Annotated in this window: 15 protein-coding genes; 7 read left to right on the top strand and 8 right to left on the bottom strand. The window is 63.5% G+C overall.

What is annotated here, in order from left to right:
• Nucleotides 1-13 precede the first annotated feature (13 nt).
• The 3 genes from ACVI9W_RS23470 to ACVI9W_RS23460 all read left to right on the top strand — a co-directional run bounded on the left by ACVI9W_RS23470 (nucleotide 14) and on the right by ACVI9W_RS23460 (nucleotide 3,919).
• Nucleotides 14-1,258 (top strand): thiolase family protein, encoded by a 1,245-nt coding sequence (locus ACVI9W_RS23470; RefSeq protein WP_422420169.1) that lies wholly within the window; start codon nucleotides 14-16, stop codon nucleotides 1,256-1,258.
• A gap of 85 nt (nucleotides 1,259-1,343) precedes the next feature.
• The gene (locus tag ACVI9W_RS23465; protein WP_038610249.1) at nucleotides 1,344-2,264 is read left to right on the top strand and encodes an SDR family NAD(P)-dependent oxidoreductase; all 921 of its coding nucleotides are present in this window, start codon (nucleotides 1,344-1,346) and stop codon (nucleotides 2,262-2,264) included.
• Nucleotides 2,265-2,347: 83 nt separating this feature from the next.
• Nucleotides 2,348-3,919 (top strand): AMP-binding protein, encoded by a 1,572-nt coding sequence (locus tag ACVI9W_RS23460; protein ID WP_461531400.1) that lies wholly within the window; start codon nucleotides 2,348-2,350, stop codon nucleotides 3,917-3,919.
• 776 nt (nucleotides 3,920-4,695) lie between these two features.
• Here the strand turns inward: ACVI9W_RS23460 and ACVI9W_RS23455 are convergent.
• The 7 genes from ACVI9W_RS23455 to ACVI9W_RS23425 all read right to left on the bottom strand — a co-directional run bounded on the left by ACVI9W_RS23455 (nucleotide 4,696) and on the right by ACVI9W_RS23425 (nucleotide 14,915).
• Nucleotides 4,696-5,409: a TetR/AcrR family transcriptional regulator gene (locus ACVI9W_RS23455; protein WP_461531399.1), complete on the bottom strand. Its 714-nt coding sequence runs from the start codon at nucleotides 5,407-5,409 to the stop codon at nucleotides 4,696-4,698.
• Between the two features lie 3 nt (nucleotides 5,410-5,412).
• Nucleotides 5,413-7,386 carry an alkyl/aryl-sulfatase gene (locus ACVI9W_RS23450; protein ID WP_461531398.1) on the bottom strand — a complete coding sequence of 658 codons (1,974 nt, stop codon included), beginning with the start codon at nucleotides 7,384-7,386 and terminating at the stop codon, nucleotides 5,413-5,415.
• Between the two features lie 85 nt (nucleotides 7,387-7,471).
• On the bottom strand, nucleotides 7,472-8,158 hold the full coding sequence (locus ACVI9W_RS23445) for an acyl-CoA dehydrogenase family protein (protein ID WP_461531397.1): 687 nt from the start codon (nucleotides 8,156-8,158) through the stop codon (nucleotides 7,472-7,474).
• Between the two features lie 211 nt (nucleotides 8,159-8,369).
• Nucleotides 8,370-9,518: an acyl-CoA dehydrogenase family protein gene (locus tag ACVI9W_RS23440; RefSeq protein ID WP_461531396.1), complete on the bottom strand. Its 1,149-nt coding sequence runs from the start codon at nucleotides 9,516-9,518 to the stop codon at nucleotides 8,370-8,372.
• A gap of 46 nt (nucleotides 9,519-9,564) precedes the next feature.
• Nucleotides 9,565-12,036 (bottom strand): efflux RND transporter permease subunit, encoded by a 2,472-nt coding sequence (locus ACVI9W_RS23435; RefSeq protein ID WP_422421461.1) that lies wholly within the window; start codon nucleotides 12,034-12,036, stop codon nucleotides 9,565-9,567.
• Nucleotides 12,036-13,118 carry a WD40/YVTN/BNR-like repeat-containing protein gene (locus ACVI9W_RS23430; RefSeq protein WP_461531395.1) on the bottom strand — a complete coding sequence of 361 codons (1,083 nt, stop codon included), beginning with the start codon at nucleotides 13,116-13,118 and terminating at the stop codon, nucleotides 12,036-12,038. The genes ACVI9W_RS23435 and ACVI9W_RS23430 overlap by 1 nt, the downstream gene beginning before the upstream one ends.
• Nucleotides 13,119-13,220: 102 nt before the next feature.
• Nucleotides 13,221-14,915: a DUF1302 domain-containing protein gene (locus ACVI9W_RS23425; protein WP_461531394.1), complete on the bottom strand. Its 1,695-nt coding sequence runs from the start codon at nucleotides 14,913-14,915 to the stop codon at nucleotides 13,221-13,223.
• Nucleotides 14,916-15,097: 182 nt separating this feature from the next.
• On the opposite strand from ACVI9W_RS23425, the gene ACVI9W_RS23420 reads away from it, so the two are divergent.
• Complete coding sequence (locus ACVI9W_RS23420; RefSeq protein WP_461531393.1) at nucleotides 15,098-16,156, top strand: MBL fold metallo-hydrolase; 1,059 nt, start codon at nucleotides 15,098-15,100, stop codon at nucleotides 16,154-16,156.
• A gap of 100 nt (nucleotides 16,157-16,256) precedes the next feature.
• Here ACVI9W_RS23420 and ACVI9W_RS23415 read toward each other — a convergent pair whose 3' ends face one another.
• Nucleotides 16,257-17,000 (bottom strand): SDR family NAD(P)-dependent oxidoreductase, encoded by a 744-nt coding sequence (locus ACVI9W_RS23415; RefSeq protein WP_461531392.1) that lies wholly within the window; start codon nucleotides 16,998-17,000, stop codon nucleotides 16,257-16,259.
• 169 nt (nucleotides 17,001-17,169) lie between these two features.
• Between ACVI9W_RS23415 and ACVI9W_RS23410 the strand changes: the two genes are divergently transcribed.
• The 3 genes from ACVI9W_RS23410 (at nucleotide 17,170) to ACVI9W_RS23400 (ending at nucleotide 22,424) form a co-directional block, all read left to right on the top strand.
• Nucleotides 17,170-19,866 carry a LuxR C-terminal-related transcriptional regulator gene (locus tag ACVI9W_RS23410; RefSeq protein ID WP_461531391.1) on the top strand — a complete coding sequence of 899 codons (2,697 nt, stop codon included), beginning with the start codon at nucleotides 17,170-17,172 and terminating at the stop codon, nucleotides 19,864-19,866.
• 160 nt (nucleotides 19,867-20,026) lie between these two features.
• Nucleotides 20,027-21,070 carry a LacI family DNA-binding transcriptional regulator gene (locus tag ACVI9W_RS23405; protein ID WP_461531390.1) on the top strand — a complete coding sequence of 348 codons (1,044 nt, stop codon included), beginning with the start codon at nucleotides 20,027-20,029 and terminating at the stop codon, nucleotides 21,068-21,070.
• A 49-nt stretch (nucleotides 21,071-21,119) separates the two neighbouring features.
• Entirely contained in the window at nucleotides 21,120-22,424 is a 1,305-nt protein-coding gene (locus ACVI9W_RS23400) for an MFS transporter (protein ID WP_461531389.1), read from the top strand.
• The last annotated feature ends 29 nt before the right edge of the window (nucleotides 22,425-22,453 follow it).

The following is a 22,453-nucleotide window of genomic DNA, read 5'->3' as shown; positions in this document are numbered from 1 at the left end:
ATTCGAGGCAACGATGGAAAACGTATACATCGTCGGCGTTGGCATGACCGCCTTTGGCCGGCACATCGACAAGTCCGTCAAGCAACTCACCGCCTGGGCGGTGGAAGACGCGCTCAAAGACGCCGGTTGCGACCGCAAGTGGATCCAGGTCGGCTTCTTCGGCAACTGCACCCAGGGCCATTTCGATGGCCAGCACATGATCCGTGGCCAGGTAGCACTGTTGCCGCTGGGCCTGGACGGTATCCCGATCTTCAACATCGAAGGCGCCTGTGCCTCGTCGAGCCATGCCTTCAACCTGGCAGTGACCCAACTGCAGGCAGGCGCGGCCGAAGTCGCCCTGGCGGTCGGCGCGGAAAAAATGTTCTACAGCGACAAGGCAAAAATGTTCTCCGCCTTCGAATCGGCCTGGGACATTGAAACCTTCGAAGAGAACAAGCACTACCTGGCCGCCATGGGCCAAGGCGTGGTCCCGCCTGCCGGCTCGCAATCGGAGAAGCCCTACAGCCCGTTCATGGACGTCTACGCGGCCCTCGGCCGTGGCGGCCTGATGGAGCGTTATGGCGTGACGCAACGCCAGCTGGCCGCCGTCGCCTCGAAAAACCACGGTCATTCGGTGCACAACCAGCGCTCGCAGTACCGCAACGCCATGAGCATCGAGGAAATCCTCGCCGCGCCGCCGATCACCTACCCGATCACCCTGCCGATGTGCTCGCCGATCTCCGATGGCGCCGCCGCGGCGATCCTGTGCACCGAATCGGCGCTGAAAAAATACGGCTTCGACAAAAACCGTGCGATCAAGGTCCTGGCCAGTGTCGTGCGTTCCGCCTCAGCCCGCGCTGCCGACGACTACGAAAACGGCTGTACCCATCTGGCCGGCAAAGCCGCGTTCGAACAAGCCGGCATTGCGCCGCAGGACGTCGATGTGGCCGAAGTGCATGACGCCACAGCCATCGGCGAGCTGCTCGCCATCGAGGCGCTGGGCCTGTGCGAGCCGGGTATGAGCGGGGTCATGGCCGAACGCGGTGACAGCGCTCTCGGCGGCCGCTTGCCGGTCAACCCGTCCGGCGGCCTGGAGTCCAAAGGCCATCCGATCGGCGCCACCGGCATCGGGCAGATTTTCGAACTGGTCGAGCAACTGCGTGGCAACTGCGGCCCGCGTCAGGTAGAAGGTGCGCGCATTGCCCTGCAAGGCAACGGCGGCGGCCTCTGGCGTGTGGAAGAATCCACCGAGCATGTCGGTATTTTCAGCCGCGCCTGACCTTTATGGGGAACGGCGACCCAGGGGAAACCACGCACTTCCTCCGCCGTTCGCCACCTATTATCAATAACAAGAGGAAAACACCATGACCATTCGCTTCGATGACCGTGTTGCCATCGTCACCGGCGCCGGCAACGGCCTGGGCCGCGTTCACGCCCTGAACCTGGCCGCCCGTGGCGCCAAGGTGGTGATCAACGACTTCGGCGGTAGCCGCGACGGCTCCGGCAGCTCTTCCGACGCTGCCCTGGCTGTGGTCGAAGAAATCCGCCAGGCTGGTGGCACTGCCATCGCCAACGGTGCCAACGTGGCCGACTACGAGCAGGTCCAGGCCATGGTCAAACAGGCGGTGGAAGCCTTCGGTCGCGTCGACATCCTGATCAACAACGCCGGCATCCTGCGCGACAAGTCGTTCGCCAAGATGGAGATGGCAGACATTCAGGCGGTGATCAATGTCCACCTGATGGGCTCGATGAACTGCAGCAAAGCGGTGTGGGAGCTGATGCGCGAGCAGAACTACGGGCGCATCCTGATGACCACCTCGGCGGCCGGCCTGTTCGGCAACTTCGGCCAGGCCAACTATGGCGCGGCGAAAATGGCCGTGGTCGGCCTGATGAACATGCTTGCCATCGAAGGCCGCAAGAACAACATTCTGGTCAATACCCTGGCGCCGATGGCCGCCACGCGCATGACCGAAGACGTCATGCCGGCCGAACTGCTGGCCGCCAGCCGTCCTGAGCAGGTCACCCCGGGCGCGCTGTTCCTGGTCAGTGAAAACGCACCGACCAAGCTGATCCTCGGCGCCGGTGCCGGTGTGTTCAGCGCCGTGCGCATGGAAGAGACCGCGCCGGTGTACATCGGCAACGACGAGCTGTCGCCGGAGGCCATCGAGGCGCACCTGGAGCAGATCACCGACTGGAGTAGCGCCGTGCCCCGCGATGACGCCAACCAGCAGGTGAAGGTCTTCATCGACACCGCCCTGCAGGCCATCAAGGCTCAGCAGGCCTGAGTGTTCGCGGGACAGGGCTCGAGATAAACGTGCGATGATGATCGCAACGGGCGTGCAGCCACACGCCCGGACGGAGAATAACCATGACAATAATGAACTTCGCACACACGGTCGGTAACCTGGCCGTGCGTTTCGGCGACCGGGAAGCCCTGGTCAACATCGAGCGCAATCGACGCTATACCTTCCGTGAGCTGCACGCGCTGACCAATCGCATTGTCAACATGCTGCGCGAGCGTCTTGAACTGCGCCGCGGGGATGTCTACCTGTGCATTCTGGAAAACGACAATATCTCGCTGTTCCATGCCTGGACCGCGCTCAAGGGTGATGCATCGGCAGCCTACACCAACTATCGCGACGCCTTCGAAGAGCATCGCTGGCAGGTGGAGTTTCTGCGGCCGAAAGTGGTGTTTATCGAGAACGCCCTGATCGATCGCTATTTCGACCTGCTGCATGGCCAAGGCATCAAGGTTGTCTGCATGGACCCTCCCGCCACCCCGCGCGAGGGTCTGTGGTATTTCTGGGACCTGCTGGAAGGCGTCCCGGATCACAACCCTGGCATCGACAACGACGTACAGAAGGACGCGCTGGTCTATCGCTTCACCGGTGGCACCACCGGCCAGAGCAAATGCGCTGCCTACACCATCGACAACTGGATGGCGCTGCGCGATTCGATGTACCTGGAGGCTGAACAGCCTTACCAGCCGGACACCCGCTTCCTGCACATGGCGCCCATCAGCCACGGCTCCGGCCTGGGGCTGTTGCCAACCTTGTTCCGCGGTGGTTGCACCCTGACCCAGAACATCCCGGACCTGGCGCAACTGTGCCGCAACATCGAAGCAGAACAGGCCACCATGACCCTGCTGGTGCCGACCATGATCTACCGTCTGCTGGAATTGCCCGAAGCCAGGGACTACGACCTGTCCTCGCTGCAGACCATGGCCTACGGTGCCGCACCGATGAGCCCGACGAAACTGCGTCAGGCCCAGGAGCGTTTCGGCAATATTTTCATGCAGATCTACGGCGCCACCGAAAGCCTGCATGCCGTTGCCCTGCTGAGCAAGGCCGATCACCTGACCGAGAACGAAAAGCAGCTGTCTTCGGCCGGGCGCATCGCCGTCGGCGCGGAGATCCTGATTGTCGACGACAACGGCCAGGAAGTGCCGCTGGGCACCACCGGCGAGCTGTGGGTGCGTTCTCGCGGGACGATTGCCGGTTACTACAAGAATCCTGAAGGCACGGCCACGGAGTTTCACAACGGCTACTGGAAATCCGGCGACATGGGTTACATCGACCCGCAGGGCTTCCTGTTCCTGGTTGATCGCAAGAAAGACATGATCATCACCGGTGGTTTCAACGTCTACGCCATCGAGGTGGAAGCAGCGCTCAATGCCCACCCGGCGGTGTCCAATTCGGCGGTGGTCGGCATTCCCCATGAGGAATGGGGCGAGGCGGTGCATGCCGAAGTGGTGCTCAAAGCCGGTGAAAGCGTTTCAGCCCAGGCGTTGATCGAGCATGTGAAAGGTCGCCTGGGGCGGTTCAAAGTGCCCAAGTCCATTCTGTTTGTCGACGCGCTGCCGGTCAGTGTGGTGGGCAAGGTGTTGCGTCGCCAGGTGCGGGAAAAGTACTGGAAAGACAAGGCGCGTTGCGTGTCCTGACGCGCCTTGGTTCGTAAAGAAAACCCCTTTGTTTTGTGCCCTGATGTCCCCCTCCGTCCTTGGTCAGGCGGGGACATCGGGGCTTTTTTTTGGGTTTGGATGTTGAGTCTGCGGGCTTATCCGTATTGTGTGGCGATGCTGGTGGCCCCTTCCGCCTTTACGGCGGCCTACTTTCCTCTTGGGGAAAGTAGGCAAAGCCGCCTGCTCCTGCATACGGCCCTACGCTGCGCTCCGGGTCCCTTCGCTACGGTGCCCTCCAGGGGCATCGCGGCCTACGACTTGCTTCGCCAAGTCTACGGCTCGCGAACTTCGGCTAAGGCCGAAGGGTGCTGCGCACCAGCCCCCTCCAGACACCTACGCTCAGCCTCCTGAAGTCGCAAAGTTACGGGCGGCGCCTATACGGGCGTATCTTCGAAACCAAATATTGGCGCAGCCAAGCTGATCTTGATCTTGATCTTCATGCACGCAATTTCAGGCGCCGCGGACTGCGACTTCAGGAGGCTGAGTGGAGGTGCCTGTAGGGGCCAGTGCGTAGCACCTTCGGCGTAGCCGAAGAGCGCGAGCCGTAGACTTGGCGTAGCAAGTCGTAGGCCGCGTGGCCCCGGAAGGTGCCGGAGCGAGGGGACCCGGAGCGCAGCGTAGGGCCGGATGCAGGAGCGAGCGGTTTTGGTTCCTTTTGCCAAGACAAAAGGGACCTGCCGTAAAGGCGGAAGGGGCCGGCAGCGTCGCCACACCAAATGGATAAGCCCACACCCCCAACAACCCAAGACCAACTACTATTCCGGATTTTGCGTAGTCAACAGCGCATGAATCATCCGCGCCAGCATCCGCACCGTACCGTCTTCAATCAGGTAATGCGGCTTCTCGATCAACAACGCACGAGGCAACGCGGTTACCGCCTGATAGGCAAGAAACCCCGCTTTCTCGCGATCACGCACCAGCACCTGATTGGAAAAGCGTTGCACCAGCGCCGGAATCACCATCGAAATCCAGAAACGCTCCGGCTTGACGATTTCCAGGCGCACCAGCTCGCCATAGTAGGCGGTTTTAATGCTCTGCTCAGAGTCGATCTGCAACCAGCGATGCAAGGCTGAAAGACCGGTGCGCAAGATGATTTCGATACCGTCATAGAGGGTCGCCGACGCCGGTAGTGCATCAATACTGGCAATCACTTGCAGGCGGGCATCAGCGCGATAATCTTCGAAGATCGCGCCGATCAGCGACTCGATGGTCGGGAAATACTCGTAAATCGAACTGATGGCCACGCCGGAGTAATCGGAAAGGCGATAGATCGACAGTGCCTCGCGCCCTTCCCCTTCGAGGATTTCCCGCCCGGCGGTTTTCAAGGCCTCGACCAGGGCGACCGAGCGCGCCTGCTTCGGCTGCTTGCGCGGCCTGGCCGGCAGCTCCACCACGACATTGTCATGGCTGCCCTGGCCACGAGAGCCTGTCCCCTCGTGGCGTGGCGCCGTGTCTGGACGACGGCCCATGGGTCAGGGCGTCACGACGTTGAACGTCGGCTGGAAGCTGGCCAGCATGCCGAGCATCGCCTTGAAGCGCTCAGCATCGCCTTCGAGCTTGATATCGCCCTGCTTGATCGCCGTCGGGAAATCGAGCTGGCGCAGGCTGATCTGGTCCAGTACGGCTTTGCTCATTTTCACGGTGGCGTCCGCCTGGGCATGGCTGCTGTGCTCGCGATAGGTCAGTACGCCGTTGCGCAAGGTCAGGGCGAAGTGCTGGTCAAGGTCGTCGAAGTCCCAGTTCAGGGTCATGTCATGGCCCTGGGCCTTGTCGGAGTCCATGCGTACCGAGAGGATGTCCATGAACATCGTCGGTGTCGCCGCGCGCACCAGATCGGCACTCCCGCGCGCCCCCTGTTGCGGTGCGAGCTGGCGCAGCTCCTGGACTGCAGTCAGGTACATGTTGCGCCAGATCGCCGATTCGCTGCGGTAACCCAACTGCTCAAGCGCGTCGGCCTGGGCTTCACGGGCTGCCTTGTTGTCAGGCTCGGCGAAGACCAGGTGATTACCCAGCTGCGCGGCCCAGCGGTAGTCGCCCTGTTGCATCGCCGTGCGCATCAGCTCCAGCACTTTCTCGGCGCCGCCCATGGCCTGCACATAGTGCTTGCCGGACTCAACCGGCGGCAACGGATCAAGGTTGGCCGGGTTGCCATCGTAAAAGCCCAGGTAACGCTGGTACACCGCACGGGTGTTGAAGCTCAAGGTGCCGTAGTAGCCCCTGGCGTACCATTTATGATCGAGTTCGCCAGGCAGCTTCTTCACCGCGTCAGCAATCTCCAGCGGGGTCATGCCCTGGTTGAGCAGGTGCAAGGTGCGGTTGTTGATGAAGGCGTACATGTCGCGCTGGTCGGCGAGCATGCTGCGGATGCCCTCGCCGCCCCAGGTCGGCCAGTTGTGCTGGGCAAACATGACCTGGGCCTTGTCGCCATAGCGCACCAGGCTGTCATCGATGAATTTCGACCAGGCCTTGGCGTCACGCACTTCAGCACCGCGTGGGGTGAGGACGTTGTGCATCGACATCACCGCGTTTTCGGACATGCTCAATGCCTTGAGCTGCGGCAAATACACGTTCATCTCCGACGGTGCCTCGGTGCCGGGCGTCAGCTGGAACTCGAACTGCACGCCGGCAATGTCATGGCTCTCCAGCGGCTGGACAATCAGATCGGTCGGCGCGATCAGGCTGATGGTGCCACCTATCGGCGCGCCCTTGCCGATCCCGGTATCGACCTGGCCGCGTTCAGTCCTGGGCACCGCACCGCCACTCTGGTACATGCCACGGCGGAACATCGCCGTTCCAGCCAGCACGTTCTCCTGGATCGCGTGCTCCATGAAGCCGTTCGGGGCATAGATACGGACTTTGCCGGCTTTGACGTCGGCCTCGTCAATCACACCGCGCACGCCACCGAAGTGGTCGATGTGGCTATGGCTGTAGATCACCGCCACCACCGGCTTGCGCGGGCGGTTCTGGTAGTACAGCTCGAGGCCGGCCTTGGCCGTCTCGGTCACATACAGCGGGTCGATGATGATCAACCCGTCGTCACCTTCGATGATGGTCATGTTGGCCAGATCGATGCCGCGAATCTGGTAGACCTTGTCGGTGACCTGGAACAGACCGGCGTTGGCATTGAGCTGGGCCATACGCCACAGGCTGGGGTTCACCGAGTCCGGCGCCTGGGCCTGCTTGAGAAAATCATACTGGTGGGTATCCCACACAGGCTTGCCGTCAGCATTCTTCACCTGCCCCTCAAAGGCAGCCACCAGGCCCTTGCGCGCGGCGTCATAGTCGGCGCGATCCTCGAATGGCAACGCCTTGAGCACCGCCTGGTTGACCGCAGCCGTCGTCGGGCTGGCAGCCTTGGCCGGGTTGGTGGAGGCCACCTCTGCCGCCCAGGAGGGGGCGCTGGACAACGCAATGGCAGTGGCAAGTGCAGCAAGTGAATAGCGCATATGGATTCCTTAAGCGTGGATCGTGTCCACCGTTATTATTCTGGCTGGCCACACTCTGACAGCCTTCCTTGAAGCAGTAAAACCATCAGCCCTGCGCGCTGATCCCTGTGAGCACATGAGCGATAGACAGTTTCTGAGCCTCGCTCAGGTCGGCCGACAAACGTACGTTGCTGAATGTCAGCTGTGCCGGGGCTGAGGCTTCGTTGTGCGATACATAGTCATGCTGCTCACGCTCCACCACCACGTAACAGCAGGCACCCTCCTCGGTAGGCAACGGGGTGACGAGGACATCCGCGAACTGGCCATGGCAAACCCACTGGTGATTAGCATTGATCAGCCAGCCTTCGTCAGTCGACCTGGCACTGACGCCTTCTGCCTGTTCCAGAAAGAAGCCGCTGAAACTGCGCCCGGCCAGCAGAGCCGGCAGGTAGCGCGTGCGTAACGCATCCCGGCCCGCTGGCAAATTTGCCAGCGCCGACGCTACCAACAGGTTGCCGAGCACGCACTCGGCGATCACGCTGGAGACCGCACTGAGCTCCTCGAACAACATGGCCTCGGTCAGCGCCGACAGGCCCATGCCTCCGTGGGCTTGGGCGATACTGGCGCCGGGCAGGCCAAACTCGGCAATGCCCTGGGTGAGTTCGCGCATTTTCTGCGCAGGTATGCTCCGCCCCTCGAACAGGCGGGCCACCGGCGCTACCTCGGACGCAAGGAAGGTGCGGAAGCTTTCCACTGCCAGTCGCTGCACATCGATGGTGATCGGTATCGTCATGGTTCTGGTTCCCTGCTCAAATCCGCGCGCCGTTCGCAGCAGGTTATGCCTGTGACTGACCGGTTGCCCCCCTCAATGAGGAGGGGGTAGGCGAAATTGGCAGCAACTGCCTGTGGGAACGGGCTTCGGTGGGAGCGGGCTTGCCCCGCGATACGATGTAGCTGACAGATCGCAATCGCGGGGCAAGCCCGCTCCCACAGCAAGCCCGCTCCTACACCAGGCCGCGGGCGATGATCAGCTTCTGAATATGGCTGGTGCCTTCGTAGATCTTGGTTACCCGCACATCCCGGCAGTAACGCTCCACCGGAAAATCATTCAGGTAGCCGTAGCCGCCGTGAATCTGCAGCGCGTCGGAGCAGACCTTTTCCGCCATTTCGCTGGCAAACAGCTTGGCCACCGAGGCTTCCTTGGCACAGGCTACACCGGCTTCGCACAGCCGCGCGGCATGCACCATGTAGTGGTGGGCAACCTCAACCTGGGCGGCCATGTCGGCCAGGTCGAACGCCACCCCTTGCAGGTTGATGATCGGCGCACCGTAGGCCTCGCGCTCTTTGGCATAGCCAACCGCGGCATCCAGTGCTGCGCGCGCGGTGCCGGTGGCGACTGCGGCAATCGCCACCCGCCCTTCCGACAGCGAGCCCATCACATTGCGGTAACCCTCCCCTTCGCCACCCAGCAGGTTAGCAACCGGTACGCGACATTGATCGAGCTGGATCTGGGCAACGTGGGCCGAACGCTGGCCCATCTTGTGTTCGACAGCGGCCACTACGTAGCCCGGGTTATCCTGCGGGTCGACCATCAGCAGGCTGCTGCCTTTCTTGCCGGCTGCCTTGTCGGTCACCGCCAGCACCAGGCCCAGGCCGGCTTCGTTGCCGTTGGAGATGAACTGCTTGCTGCCGTTAAGTACGTAATGGTCGCCTTCAAGGCGCGCCTGGGTGCGGAACGCCGCCGTGTCGGAGCCGGCCTGCGGCTCGCTGAGCAGAAAGGCACCGATGCGCTTGCCACTGGCCAGGTCCGCCAGGTAGTTGCGCTTCTGCGCCTCGTTGCCCAGGCGCGCCACGGCCAGGCCCACCGAGTTGTGCACGTGGATCAAGGTGGCAAAACCGGTATCGGCGGCCGCGAACGCTTCAATGGCCAGGCAATACTCAACGAAACTGGCACCGGCACCGCCATACTCTTCGGGTATCAGCATGCCAAGAAAACCCAGCTCGGCAACGGCGCGCAGTTCGCTGCGCGGCCAGGCGGCGCTGCGGTCACGCTCGGCAGCCGTGGGGGCAACGACTTCGGCGGCGACCTTGCGCGCCGAGTCGCGGATCATGATTTCCTGTTCGCTGAGGAAGGTTGCACAGGTGTCGCTCATGGTGATTCCTTATGAATCCGGGGCTAAAAACAGGTTCAGGTTGGCGTTACACACACTGCACAGTCCGCGCTTGCGGTTCGGCGGGCGCCTCGGCCTCGCGCACCACCGGGGTGACCAGCGCCGAGCCGCTGGCACGCACGTCCTTGAGCAGAAAGTGCGACAGCGCCGGGATCAGGGCCAATGCACCGAGCATGTTCCAGAGGAACATGAAGGTCAGCAGGATGCCCATGTCGGCCTGGAACTTGATGGGCGAGAACGCCCAGGTGATGACCCCGGCGGCCAGGGTCACACCGACCAGGGCGACGACCTTGCCGGTGAAACGCAAGGCATGCCGGTAGGCCTCGGCCAGGCTCGCACCGGCGCGCTGACGGGCCAGCTGAATGCTCAGCAGGTACAGCGCATAGTCGACACCGATGCCCACGCCCAGGGCGATCACCGGCAAGGTCGCCACCTTGACGCCCATGCCCAGGGCGACCATCAGCGCTTCACAGAGAATCGAGGTGATCACCAGCGGCACCACGGCGACCACCACCGCACGCCAGCTGCGGAAGGTGATGAAGCACAGCACGATCACCGCCGCATACACGTACATCAGCATGGTCAGGTTGGCTTTCTTGACCACGATATTGGTCGCAGCTTCAATTCCGGCGCTGCCGGCCGCCAGCAGGAACTGCCGCTCCGGTGTGCTGTTCGCGGTGGCGAAGGCTTCGGCGGCCTGCACCACCTGGTCCAGGGTCTGCGCCTTGTGGTCGGTCAGGTAGGCAACCACCGGCATCACCGAGCAATCGTTGTTGAACAGCTCCGGGTTACTGGTGCTGGCGGTGCGGGCGGCGTAGTTGAGCACGTCCTGGTTCGGCGAAATCGACATCCATTTCGGGCTGCCCTCGTAGGACCCGGCGGTAATCTTGCGTACTGCGTCGGCCAGCGACACCGTACTCTGCACCCCCGGTACCTGCTGCAGGGCCCAGCCCAGGCGGTCGGCATCCACCAGCGTCTGGTACTCAAGGCAGCCTTCGGCTTTAGTCTTGACGATGACCGCAAACTGGTCGGAAGACAGCGAGTACTTGCTGTTGATGTAGGCGTTGTCGAGGTTGTAGCGCGAATCGGGGCGCAGCTCCGAGGCCCCGGCATCCAGGTCGCCGATCTTCAGCTGGGTGCTGACGACAAAGCCCGCCACCGCGAGGATCGCCGACACCACCAGCAGCGCGGTCGCCCAACGGCGTTCGGTGAAGCGTTCCAGCAACAACCACAGGCCAGCGGCAGGCTTCTGTTCGGCGCGCAGGCTGCGCGCAGCGGCCTTGGGACTGACGCCGGTATAGGAGAGCATCACCGGCAGCAGGATCAGGTTGGTGAACACCAGCAGGGCGACGCCGATCGAGGCGGTGATGGCCAGGTCCTGGATCACCGGGATGTCGATCAGCATCAGCACCCCGAAGCCCACGGCGTCGGCGACCAGCGCAGTGACCCCGGCGAGGAACAGGCGGCGGAAGGTGTACCGCGCAGCCACCAGCTTATGGGTGCCGCGGGCCACGTCCTGCATGATGCCGTTCATCTTCTGCGCGCCATGGGACACGCCGATGGCGAACACCAGAAACGGCACGAGGATCGAGTAAGGGTCGAGCTCGTAACCCAGGCGAGCAATCAGCCCGAGCTGCCAGAGCACGGCGATGCAGGAACAGCCGAGCACCAGCGCGGTGCTGCGCACACAACGGGTCCAGGCAAAAATGATCAGCGCCGCGATCAAGGCCGCCACGGCGAAGTAGATGACCATTTGCTGCAGGCCATCGAGCAGGTCGCCGACCACCTTGGAGAAGCCGACGATGCGGATATCCAGGTCGGCGCCGCCCTGATCGCCGGAGTACTGGGCGCGAATGCTTTCCAGGCGCTTGGACAGTTCCCAGTAGTCCAGCGCTTCACCGCTGTTGCTGTCCTTGTCGAGCAGCGGCAGGAAAATCATGCTCGAACGAAAATCCGTACCCACCAGGTTGCCGAGCAACTGGGCGCGGCTGATGTTCTGGCGCAGGGCATCGATGCTGGCTTGCGAGCCGGTGTAGTTGTCGGGCATCACCGGGCCGCCAGCGAAGCCCTCTTCGGTGACCTCGTTCCAGCGCACCACCGGCATCCACAACGACTTGACGTTGGCCCGGTCAACGCCTGGGGTCAGGAACAGCGCGTCGTTGATGTGCTTGAGCGCTTGCAGGTAGGCAGGCTCGAAAATATCGCCCGAGCGGTTCTCGACCACCACGCGCACGGCATTGCCCAAGCCCTTGAGCTCGTCACGGTTCTCAAGGAAGTTGCGGATGTAAGGCTGGTTCTGCGGGATGGTTTTCTCGAACGCGGCGTTGAGCGTCAAGCGGGTCGAATCCCACCCCAGTATCACCGTCGCCACCGCACAGAAGAGGATGACCAGCAAGCGATTGTTGAAGATCAGGCGCTCCAGGCGACTGCCTGAGCGGTGATTGAAATCCTTCAGGTTGCTAATGGTCTGCAGGTTGTCGCTGGCATTGTGGATACCCATCAGAGCTCTCCGGCGTTCTGGTTCTGTTGCAGGCTCTGCACACGCACGCCACCGAGCCCGGCCAGGGCGACGGCCCCGTCGGCAACGGCTGCCACGGCAAAGTTGGGTGCCACGCGGTCTAGCGCCACGCGGCTGAAGGTCGCCCCACGGTCGCTGGAGCGCAGCAGTTGCCCGGTCTGGCTGGCCAGCACGATCGTGCCGTCAGCGGCGATCAGGCCGCTGGTGATACCGGCTTCTATGCCGGTATCGACCTTGCTCCAGTTGGCGCCACCATCAAGGCTGCGCAAGGCGTTGCCGCGCAGGCCATAAACCAGCACCAGCTGGTCATCGCCGAGCACACCGAACAGGGTGCCCTCGTAAGGCAGTTGCACTTTGACGAAACGCTGGCTGGCAGCATCGAGCTTCAACACCAGCCCTTGCTCGGCGACCATGAACAGCGTGCCGGCCGCCGGGCGCAGGCCATACAGGTGCATGCTGCGCGGGTTGTCGACGCGATCCTGCCAGGGCGTCCAGCTTTGCCCGCCATCTTCGGTGCGCAGGATCAGATTGAAGGCACCGGTGACGAAACCGGTGCGCTCGTCTGTGAACCACACATCCAGCAACGGCTTGTCGGCGCCCTGCTGGGCAAACAGCTCGGCATCCTGTTTCAGGCGTTGCGCTTCAGGGTCATCGGGGTTGGCCGGGTTGCCGTAGTGCTTGAGCAACAGCGCCGCGATCTGCCGGCCGTCGAGCTGCTTGCGCCAGGTCTTGCCCGCGTCGCTGCTGTGCAGGACCACGCCTTCATGGCCCACAGCCCAGCCCTGGCTGGCACTGGGGAACATCAATGCGGTCAGGTCGGAACTGACCGGCACCTGGGCCTGAACCCAGGTCGTGCTGTCGTCGGAAAACAGAATATGGCCGCGCTGACCGGCGGCAATCAGCCGGCCACCGGCCTGCGCCAAGGCGTTGAGTGGCGCATGGATCGCCTGGCTGCTCTGCGCCGCGGGCATATCCAGGGGCGAGACAAACGCCGGTTGCGCGAGCGCCTGGCCCGCCAGTAGCGCAGTCAGGATCAGTGATAGTCGTAAACGTTGTTTGAACACCGTGTTCACCTCACATCAGTTGCGCGCGAGCGCGCATTGCACCGGCGCTGGCCCCGCCAACGGGAGCAGCGCCGGGAAGCTTGCAGCAGTGGCAAGCGCGGCTCAGAGCGTGGTCTTGAAGGTGAAGTACACCGCGCCGCGGTCTTCCAGCAGCGCCTGGCTCCCGCTTGGGGTCAGGGCCGCGCCAGTGACCGGGTTGGTCGAGTAATCACCGAAGTAGTCCACATACTTGAGGTCGAAGCGGTACCGGCTGTAGACATCCAGCGCCAGGCCGACGGCGTAGCTGCCGGCATCTTCGTTACCCCCCGAGCCCACGGCCGAGTTGCCGTTGATGCCCTGAGAGAAGCTCAGTGGCATCGACAGGTCGCCACCGGGGAACACCTGGTACCAGGTCGGCGTGAAGTTGACGGCCAGCCCATAGGCATCGCGGGTCACGGCGTCGATGTTGGTGGGTACCGCTTTGTAGGCGGACGAGCCCTTGAACAGGTTCAGCGGGTCGGAGTTGACCGACAGCCAGCGGCTCCAGGTCAGCTCGGCCGACCAGCTGGCACCATCGTAGAGCGGCGTCGGGCTGAGCGAGCCAATGGCGTTGAGGACACCGTGCAAGGTGTCACCACGGGCGCCGAGAATGTCGCCGTCATCCGGCAACTGCGCCGCAGAGGTCACCCGCGCCGCCGAGCTCACCAGCGGCATGTTGCGCCGGTAGTTGAGGTCGGCGCCGACACTGATGCCGCCGATTTCCTTCGACAGGCTGATGCCGTACATGTCGATCTTGTCGGCGTAGTTGAGGAAGTACTGTGGTCGTGCATTAGCCAGCAGGATCACCTGTGGCAGGGTATCGGAGAACTGGCGCACGTAGAACCCCAGGGTGCCGTCCAGCCATTCCGGGCTCCAGCGCGCCATCACGCCCCAGTCACCGGCGTTGTCCGGCTCGATGTCATCGCCATGCAGGGCGCGCAGCCTGGGGCTGAGGATGAACGACTCGCCGCCCTGCTGGTAGATATCGGCAAAGCCCAGGTAGCTGCCGGACTCAGGCACCCGCGATGGCCGCCACTCGAAGAAATACTGCGCGGCAAAGGACAGCGCGGGGTTGACCTGCAACTGGGTGGAGAACTGATTGCGCGGCAGGTACAGCTCTTTGGCCTCGATCCCCGGCAGCGCCAGGGCCTTGCCCTGGTCCAGGGGCGCCTGGCCGTAGGAGATGCCATGAATGGCGCCGGCACCCAGCAGCGACTCGCCCCAGTTCACGGTGTGACGACCCAGACGGGCCTTGAGCGGCATCTCGCCAAGGTTGTACTCGCCAAAAACGAAGGCGTCCATCCACTCGGCGGACGGCCCCTCGTAGTAACGGTTGGTATAGCGGCTCAAGCCCGTGGCCGGACGCCCGCCAGCGCCCAGGTGGTTGGACGTGGCGACGCTGTCGTTGTCCAGGTCACCGGCATAGGCGGCGTCGTACCACAACGCGGCGCTGACGCGCGCGCCGTACTTGCCTTTGTAGACGATGTCCGACTCACTGAGGATGTCCAGGCGATTGTTGACCAGGCGGTGCTTGTCGAAGTTGCGGTCGCCGTCATCGTTGTTCGGGTTCGCCAGGATGGCCTTGTCCTGCCCCTCGACACGCATGCCCAGGTTGTAGCGCAGGGTGTTGTCCCAGCGCAGCTGGATATCTTCATTACCGGTGTCGATCTCGACGGCCACGGCATTGGCGCAGGCCAGCGTGCACAAGGTCACGACCGTTGCCCGAACTGCATGGTTACTGGTGGGACGACGTGGATTCGATTTTTTCTTGTTATTCATCTGGGTGTCTCCTCCCCTGGGTTGAACCTGGACCTCCAGGTTCGCAAGCCGCTCAATCAGTGATCGAGTGCCCGGAAGGGTGCCAGCGTCGTGCAACTGTCCTCCCCCCCCTTTCTGAAAGGGAGGTGCCCCCTACCCCCCCCCTGCTGTAGCGTCTGGCACATCCACAGGAGAACAGAACGATGGACGGCATTTCGCTCAGCTCAGACGCGCAACTGCGCTACCCCTACGCCACGCCGCCCGCACCTGGCGTGCCACAACAGATTGCTGCGGGCGTGCACTGGCTCAGGTTGCCACTGCCGGTTTCGCTGGGAACCATCAATGTCTGGTTGCTGGCTGACGGTATGGGTACAACCCTGGTCGACACCGGCATCCACGATGAGCAAACAGTGGCTCTTTGGCGCGCAGTGCTGGAGGGAGCGTTGCGCGACAGGCCACTGACCCGGATCATCGCCACCCACCTGCACCCTGACCATGTCGGTATGGCCGGCTGGCTCAGCCGGCATTGCGGCTGCCGTCTGTGGATGACCCGCCTGGAATACCTGCACTGTCGAATGCAAGCCAGCGACAGCAGCCGCCAGGCCCCCGAAGAGACGCTAGGGTTCTATCGGCGCGCCGGCTGGGACGAGCAGGCGCTGGAACGCTATCGCACGCGCTTCGGCGGTTTTGGCCGCATGCTCTCGGCCCTGCCGGACAGCTATCGGCGCATCGAGGACGGCGAGCAGCTCGAGATTGATGGGCATGGCTGGCAAGTGCTGGTCGGTGCTGGCCATTCGCCGGAGCACGCCTGCCTTTACGACGCGCAGCGAAAGCTGCTGATATCGGGCGATCAGGTGTTGCCGCGCATCTCCTCCAACGTCTCGGTACAGCCGACAGAACCGGACGCCGATCCGATGAGCGAGTGGCTTGATTCGTTGAGCAAGCTGCGCCGGTGTGTGCCGGATGATGTGCTGGTGCTGCCGGCGCATAACAAACCCTTCTATGGGCTGCATGCGCGCATCGAGCAATTGCAGGCGGATGCCGATGACGCGCTGGAGCGTCTGCGCGAAGGCCTGGACCAGCCCAGGCGGGTGGTCGACCTGTTCGCGCTGCTGTTCCGCGCCACAGTGCGCAGCGAAGACAGCACACGATACACCCTGGCAACCGGTGAGGCCCTCGCCTGCCTGAACTATCTGTTACACCGTGGCGAGATCAGCTGCAGCCTCGACGACCAAGGCGTGGCGTGGTACCAACGCCTGTAATCGTCAGGCTGTGTCAGCCCCCCACCCGGTGGGAGCGGGCTTGCCCCGCGATTGCGCTGTGTCAGACACATCGTATCGCGGGGCAAGCCCGCTCCTACCATCAGCGGGTGCCGCACTGGATATCGAGGGTCAGCGCGTTCAGGTAGGCATTCTCCACCACATGCTGCACCAACGCCGCGAACTCGTGGGCATAGCCCATGCGACGGGGGAACAGCAAGCCGTTGACGATGGTTTCCGATACTTTCACCGGCATGCCCGCCGACATCCCCGACTCGAACAACCCCGGTGCCAGGCTCACCACACGGATGCCATGCTCAGCCAGGTCGCGGGCGATGGGCAGGGTCATGCCGATCACAGCGGCCTTGCTGGCGCTGTACGCCGCCTGGCCCATCTGCCCTTCACGTGCAGCGCCCGAGGCGGTGTTGATGATCACCCCGCGCTCGCCGCTATCTTCGGCAGCGTTGCCCGACATGGCCAGGGCCGCGTGCCGAATGACGTTGAAGGTACCGGTGAGGTTGACCGCCAATACCCGGTTCCACAGCTCGGTTGGAAACACCTGGCCCTTGGAAAGGGTCTTGCACGGCCCCAGCACCCCGGCGCAGTTCACCGCCACATGCACTGCACCGTATTTTTGCACCACGGCATCGATACCGCGCTTGACGCTGGCTTCGTCGGCAACGTCTACGGCGATCCCGGCAATACCTTCAAGCGCCGCGTCGAGCCGCTGCTGATCCAGATCGAAGCCCACCACCCTGGCCCCGGCTGCCGCCAGGGCCTTGCAGGTGGCCAGGCCCAGCCCCGAGGCCGCCCCCGTGACAACGGCTACTTTATTATCCAGTTTCATCGTGATTCCTTGGTTAGCACCCTGAATGGGGACCTGACGGATCTTAGAAAACAACGCCACCCTCCCGTCCCTCCCTTTGCGGGCGGTCAGCGGCTGTCCGCGCAAGGCTTGACCTGTCTGGACGGCTTGGCTAGCTTCGTTCGAACCAATAAGAATCGTGGAAAACACATTGCCCAAGAATCCTGCCAGGCACTTGGTCTCGACCAAGTTTTCGCCCCCGCGCATCGGTACCCGGCATGTCGCCCGGGCCGCGCTGCTGGCGCAGCTCAAACGCATGCATCATTGCCGGCTGGTGTTGGTCACCGGTGCTGCGGGTTATGGCAAGACCACCCTGCTGGCGCAGTGGCGCCACGACCGGCTGAAAGCCGGCGCGGAAGTCGCCTGGGTTTCCCTGACTGCCGATGACAAGGGTTACTCAGCGTTCTGCACGGCCTTTCTGGAGGGCTTGCGGCGCCTGGGCATCGATATCGACATCAACCTGCAGCGCGAAGACAACACCCTCTCGGCCATCGACGGTACGGTCGCGATCATCGTCAACGCGGCGGCGATGCTGAGCAAGGAGCTGTTCCTGGTGGTCGATGACTACCACCACGTCGAAGCCCCGCATGCCCACAAGCTGATACAGAAACTGCTCGACCAGAGCCCCGGCAACCTGCACTTGGTGCTTGCCTCACGGATCAATCCGCCCTTGAGCCTGTCACGGCTGCGGGTCATGGACCAGGTGGTGGAGATTGAAAGTGCCGAGCTGCCGTTCGACCTGGCCGAAACCCGCACCTTCATCGAAGAGAACCTCGGCCCCGACAAGCTCAACGCCGATGAACTCAGCCTGATCCACGACCTGACCAGCGGCTGGCCCTCCTGCCTGCAGTTGATCGCGATCATGCTGAAGAACCGCCCCAATCCCCGTTCGATCCTCGATGACCTGGTGTGGCGCTCCAACGACCTGCAGACCTACCTCAGCGAGGAAGTGGTGGCGCACTTGCCGAGCGAGCTGGTGGAGGTGGCGGAAGTGCTGTCGATCTTCCGGCGTTTCAACGCGGCCCTGGCCATCGCCGTGACCGGCAACGCCGAAGCCGGCGAACTGATCAAGCGCATGGAAGACGAGAACCTGTTGATCTATCGGGTCGACTCCGACGACCGCATCGTCTGGTATCGCTTCCACCCCTTGTTCGGCGAGTTTCTCAGCGCCCGCCTGCAACGCCGCGAGCACGACTTGCGGCCCCTGCACCGCCTGGGCGCCCGCTGGTTCGCCGGACACAACTGCCTGACCGAAGCGGTCCGCCACGCCAGCCTCGCTGACGACACCGATTTTGCCGTCCAGGTCATTGAACACACCACGCCGGCGACCTGGAGCCTGGATTACCTGGCACCGACCTTGCGCCTGCTCGAGCGTTTGCCCGAGGACGTGCTGTTTCGCCATCAACGCCTGCTGTTCCTGGCCTGCCTCACGGTATCGCTGACCTCGCGTCCGGGGCGGGCGAAAGCCTGGCTCAGCCGCTTGCAGGCCTGCAACCTGGACGCCCACCCTGAACTTGCCAGTGGCCTGCCGCTGATCCATGCCGCGGTGGCCATCCAGGAAGACGACAGCGAACTGACCATACGCCTGCTGGAACCGGTGCGCGACGCACCGATGGACAACCCCTTCCTGCGCTATGTACTGCTCGCCGCCCTGACGGTTGCCTACGCCACCGCGGGGCGCTATGCCGATGCCCGGCGCCTGTTCGACACCCATCCGATCCCCCCCGAGGATCGCAGCAATGACATGGCCCTGGTGGCAGAATCCGCCCGCTTGACCACCTATTTGCAGGCCGGCGACATCGTCGAAGCCGAAGCCCTGGCATCCGAACTGCTGGAACGCTCCACCCGCGAAGGCGGACACCGTTCAATCTGCGCCAACCTCTGCGCCAGCCTGCTGGCCGACGCGTTCTACGAACTGGACCGGATCGATGACGCCCGCGAGCTGATCGCCAATCGCTTCGGACTGCTGCATTCCTCGGTACCCGATGTCATCGTGCGCACCAACCTGAGCCGCAGCCGTCTAGACCTGTTACAGAAAGGCCCGGACGCGGCCCTGAGCTTCTTACGCCAGCAGATCGCCCACCTGCGCAGCCTGGGGCAGATGCGCCCGGTCGCCCACCTGCTGGGCGAACAGATCCGCGTGTGCCTGATCAAGGGCCAGCGCAATCACGCCATCGAACTGCTGCACGCCCTGCAAGCGCTGGCACACGAGCACGGCAAGGACCAGGGCGGCCGGGCGGAGCTGCCGGCCATCGCCGCCCTGGCGCACGCGCGCATTCTGGTCCGTGAGGATTCACACGCGGCGCTGCAGGCGCTGGACAGGGTCAAGGATTTTGCCGAGCGCTTCCACCGTGGGCGCTTGGGCGTACTCGCTGACCTGTTGTCGGCGGGGGTACTGGAAGACCTCAAGCGTCATGATCAAGCGCTGTTGCACCTGCGCCAAGCCGTCGAAGCCGGTCAGCGCCTGGGCCTGGTGCGCACCTTGCTGGACGAAGGTGCGCTGAGTGAAAAGCTGCTGTGTGCGCTGGCCAGCACTGAGCTGCAAGACCCGCTACGCCAGTATGTGAACGAACTGATCGACAAACTCACCGGCCCCTGTTCGCCAAACCTTGCAACGCCACACGCACGGCGCACCACCACACCCGGGCAGCAGCCATTGCTGACCCCGCGGGAACGCGAAATCCTCAGCCTGGTAGCCCAGGCCATGTCGAGCAAACGCATCGCCCACACCCTGGACATCACCCTGGAAACGGTGAAGTGGAACCTGCGCAATATCTTCGCCAAGCTCGGCGTTTCCAGCCGTTACGACGCCATGGTCCAGGCCCGCAACCAGAAGCTGATCGACTGACATCCGCCCGCCGGCCCCCGCTGCGGGGCAATGAAAAGCCATTTCTCGACAAACCTGCCGATCGGCTCCCCCCTCCATTGGGGAGGGGTGCGTGATGGGCAACGTGGATAGCATCCGGGTCATCAGTGCACACGATTGCACAACCGCCTGAGGAACTGGCATGCCACACGAGCGCGGCGCCACGGAGTCACCCGCCCAACCCAGCCAGCTGGCCGTCACCCGGATCACCGCCCGGGACCTGGCCCAACGCCTGGGGGTCGCCACTTCGACGGTCACCCGTGCCTTCGACGCCCAGTCGCGTATCTCCGCCGCAGTGCGCGCACGCATCCTGGCCATGGCCGATGAGCTGGGCTATCGACCCAATGCCATCGCCCGCTCGCTGAACCGACGGCGTACCGGCATCGTGGCCCTGGTGATGGGCGACATGAGCAATCCGTTCTACCCCGCAGTGCTTGAGGCGTTCTCCCTGCAGCTGCGCGAGTCCGGCCAGCAACTGCTGCTGTTCGTGGTCCCGGCCGGCGGTGATGCCGACGCGCTGATGCCCCAGCTGCTGCAGTACCAGGTCGATGGCATTGTGGTCACGGCGGCCAGGCTGTCTTCGCACATGTCCGAGCTGTGCGCTCGCCAAGGAGTTGCCGTGGTGTTCCTCAACCGCCGCGTCGAAGACCCGACCGTCTGGTCGGTGTGCTGCGACAACCAGCGCATGGCCGCCGGGGTGGCCGAGTACCTGGTGGGGCAAAAACGCCGCGCCTGCGCCTTCGTGTCCGGTGATCCGAACGTCTCCACTACCGCCGACCGCCTGCTCGGCTTCGAACAGGGCCTGGCGGTGCATGGTCAGGCGGTGGTCGCCTGCATCCACGGCGGGTACAGCTACGAAGGCGGACGCGCCGCAGCCGCTCATCTGTTCAGCGCCGGGCAGCCGGCCATCGACGCGGTGTTCTGTGCCAACGACGTCATGGCCCTTGGGGTGCTGAGTCACCTGCGCATGAACACCCGCCTGCGGGTACCCAAAGACGTCGCCGTGGTCGGCTTCGATGACATCCTCGCCGCCGGCTATCCGGAGCATGGCCTGACCACCGTGCACCAGCCGGTCAGCCAGATGATCGCCTGCGCCATCCGTTTGCTGGGCGCAGGCCGCCCCGCTGGCAGCATCCCGGCGCTGTACGAAGTGCCCGGGCATCTGGTGCGGCGCGCCACGGCTTAGCGCCACACCCTTGCAGGTCAATAACAACAAAAACCATCAGGAGACAGGCATGAACCGCAGCGAAACCGCAGACGACCGCAGGCTGTATCGAAAAATCGGCTGGCGCATCATGCCGCTGCTGATGGCCGCCTATGTCGTGGCATTTCTTGATCGCATCAACGTCGGTTACGCGCAGTTGCAGATGAAAGAGACACTGGCGTTCAGCGACGCCGTCTATGCCCTGGGCGCGGGGATCTTCTTCATCGGCTACCTGTTGTTCGAGGTGCCCAGCAACTTGATGCTGGAAAAGATCGGCGTGCGCAAGACACTGCTGCGCATCATGGTCTGCTGGGGTGTGGTCGCCATGGCGATGATGTTCGTGCAGACCCCCACGCAGTTCTATGTGCTGCGCTTTCTGCTGGGCGCCTTCGAAGCCGGCTTCACCCCCGGGGCATTGCTCTACCTGACCTTCTGGTACCCGCCAGCACGGCGTGCGGGGATGATCGCGGTGTTCCTGCTCGGGGCTATCTTCGCCAGCCTGATCGCCGGGCCGCTGTCGGGTGCGATCATGAAATTCCTTGACGGTTTCAATGGCTGGCACGGCTGGCAATGGCTGTTTCTGGTGCAAGGCCTGCCCGCCCCGCTCCTGGGCCTGGTGGCCTGGCGCGTACTGGTCGACCGTCCTGAACAGGCCACCTGGCTAAGCGCCGACGAGAAAGCCCGCCTGCGCGCACAACTGGACGCCGAGCAGCAGTCATCGCTCAAGGCCAGCCATGCTTCGCTGCGCGACCTGTTCGGCGATGCGAAGTTCTGGGCGTTGTCGCTGGTCTACGTGCTGATGGTTGCAGGCACCTATGCAATGGCCTTCTGGACCCCCACGCTGATTCGCGGCTGGGGCGTCTCCGACCTGATGGACGTCGGCATCTACGCCACCCTGCCACAGTTGTGCGCGGTGGCCGGGGTGCTCTTGCTAAGCCGCAGTTCGGACCGCCTTCGCGAGCGGCGCTGGCATTTTTCCAGCGGCGCACTGGTGGCCGCCTGCGGCCTGGCGATCATCGTCCTGGCCCAGGGGCAACTGGGCGTCTCGCTGCTCGGCCTGTGCCTGGCCATGCTGGGCATCGCCTCGGTACCGCCGGTGTTCTTCGCCCTGGTCTCGGAATACCTGCCGCGCCCCTCGGTAGCGGTAGGCATTGCCCTGGTCAGCAGCATCGGCAACCTCGGTGGGGCGGTCATTCCTTCGCTCACCAGTGCCCTGAATACCGCCAGCGGCGGCACCACCTACAGCCTGTTCCTGGTCATGGGCCTGTACCTGCTCGCCAGTGCCATTGTGCTGCGGGTCGCCCGGCCTGCAGTGCCGACCTACCAATCCGCCTGAGGCGCAACCTCTGAAACCTGAAGGAGATC

This window comes from Pseudomonas sp. 210_17 TE3656, assembly GCF_054821965.1.
Note: the sequence above shows the minus strand (reverse complement) of the source record. Positions and strands in the feature narration are given on the sequence as shown.

What these genes read in the sequence shown, in the direction of transcription:
- ACVI9W_RS23470 (WP_422420169.1), top strand. Translation starts at nt 14, where the DNA reads ATGGAAAACGTATACATCGTCGGCGTTGGCATGACCGCCTTTGGCCGG.
- ACVI9W_RS23465 (WP_038610249.1), top strand. Translation starts at nt 1,344, where the DNA reads ATGACCATTCGCTTCGATGACCGTGTTGCCATCGTCACCGGCGCCGGC.
- ACVI9W_RS23460 (WP_461531400.1), top strand. Translation starts at nt 2,348, where the DNA reads ATGACAATAATGAACTTCGCACACACGGTCGGTAACCTGGCCGTGCGT.
- ACVI9W_RS23455 (WP_461531399.1), bottom strand. Translation starts at nt 5,409, where the DNA reads ATGGGCCGTCGTCCAGACACGGCGCCACGCCACGAGGGGACAGGCTCT.
- ACVI9W_RS23450 (WP_461531398.1), bottom strand. Translation starts at nt 7,386, where the DNA reads ATGCGCTATTCACTTGCTGCACTTGCCACTGCCATTGCGTTGTCCAGC.
- ACVI9W_RS23445 (WP_461531397.1), bottom strand. Translation starts at nt 8,158, where the DNA reads ATGACGATACCGATCACCATCGATGTGCAGCGACTGGCAGTGGAAAGC.
- ACVI9W_RS23440 (WP_461531396.1), bottom strand. Translation starts at nt 9,518, where the DNA reads ATGAGCGACACCTGTGCAACCTTCCTCAGCGAACAGGAAATCATGATC.
- ACVI9W_RS23435 (WP_422421461.1), bottom strand. Translation starts at nt 12,036, where the DNA reads ATGGGTATCCACAATGCCAGCGACAACCTGCAGACCATTAGCAACCTG.
- ACVI9W_RS23425 (WP_461531394.1), bottom strand. Translation starts at nt 14,915, where the DNA reads ATGAATAACAAGAAAAAATCGAATCCACGTCGTCCCACCAGTAACCAT.
- ACVI9W_RS23420 (WP_461531393.1), top strand. Translation starts at nt 15,098, where the DNA reads ATGGACGGCATTTCGCTCAGCTCAGACGCGCAACTGCGCTACCCCTAC.
- ACVI9W_RS23415 (WP_461531392.1), bottom strand. Translation starts at nt 17,000, where the DNA reads ATGAAACTGGATAATAAAGTAGCCGTTGTCACGGGGGCGGCCTCGGGG.
- ACVI9W_RS23405 (WP_461531390.1), top strand. Translation starts at nt 20,027, where the DNA reads ATGCCACACGAGCGCGGCGCCACGGAGTCACCCGCCCAACCCAGCCAG.
- ACVI9W_RS23400 (WP_461531389.1), top strand. Translation starts at nt 21,120, where the DNA reads ATGAACCGCAGCGAAACCGCAGACGACCGCAGGCTGTATCGAAAAATC.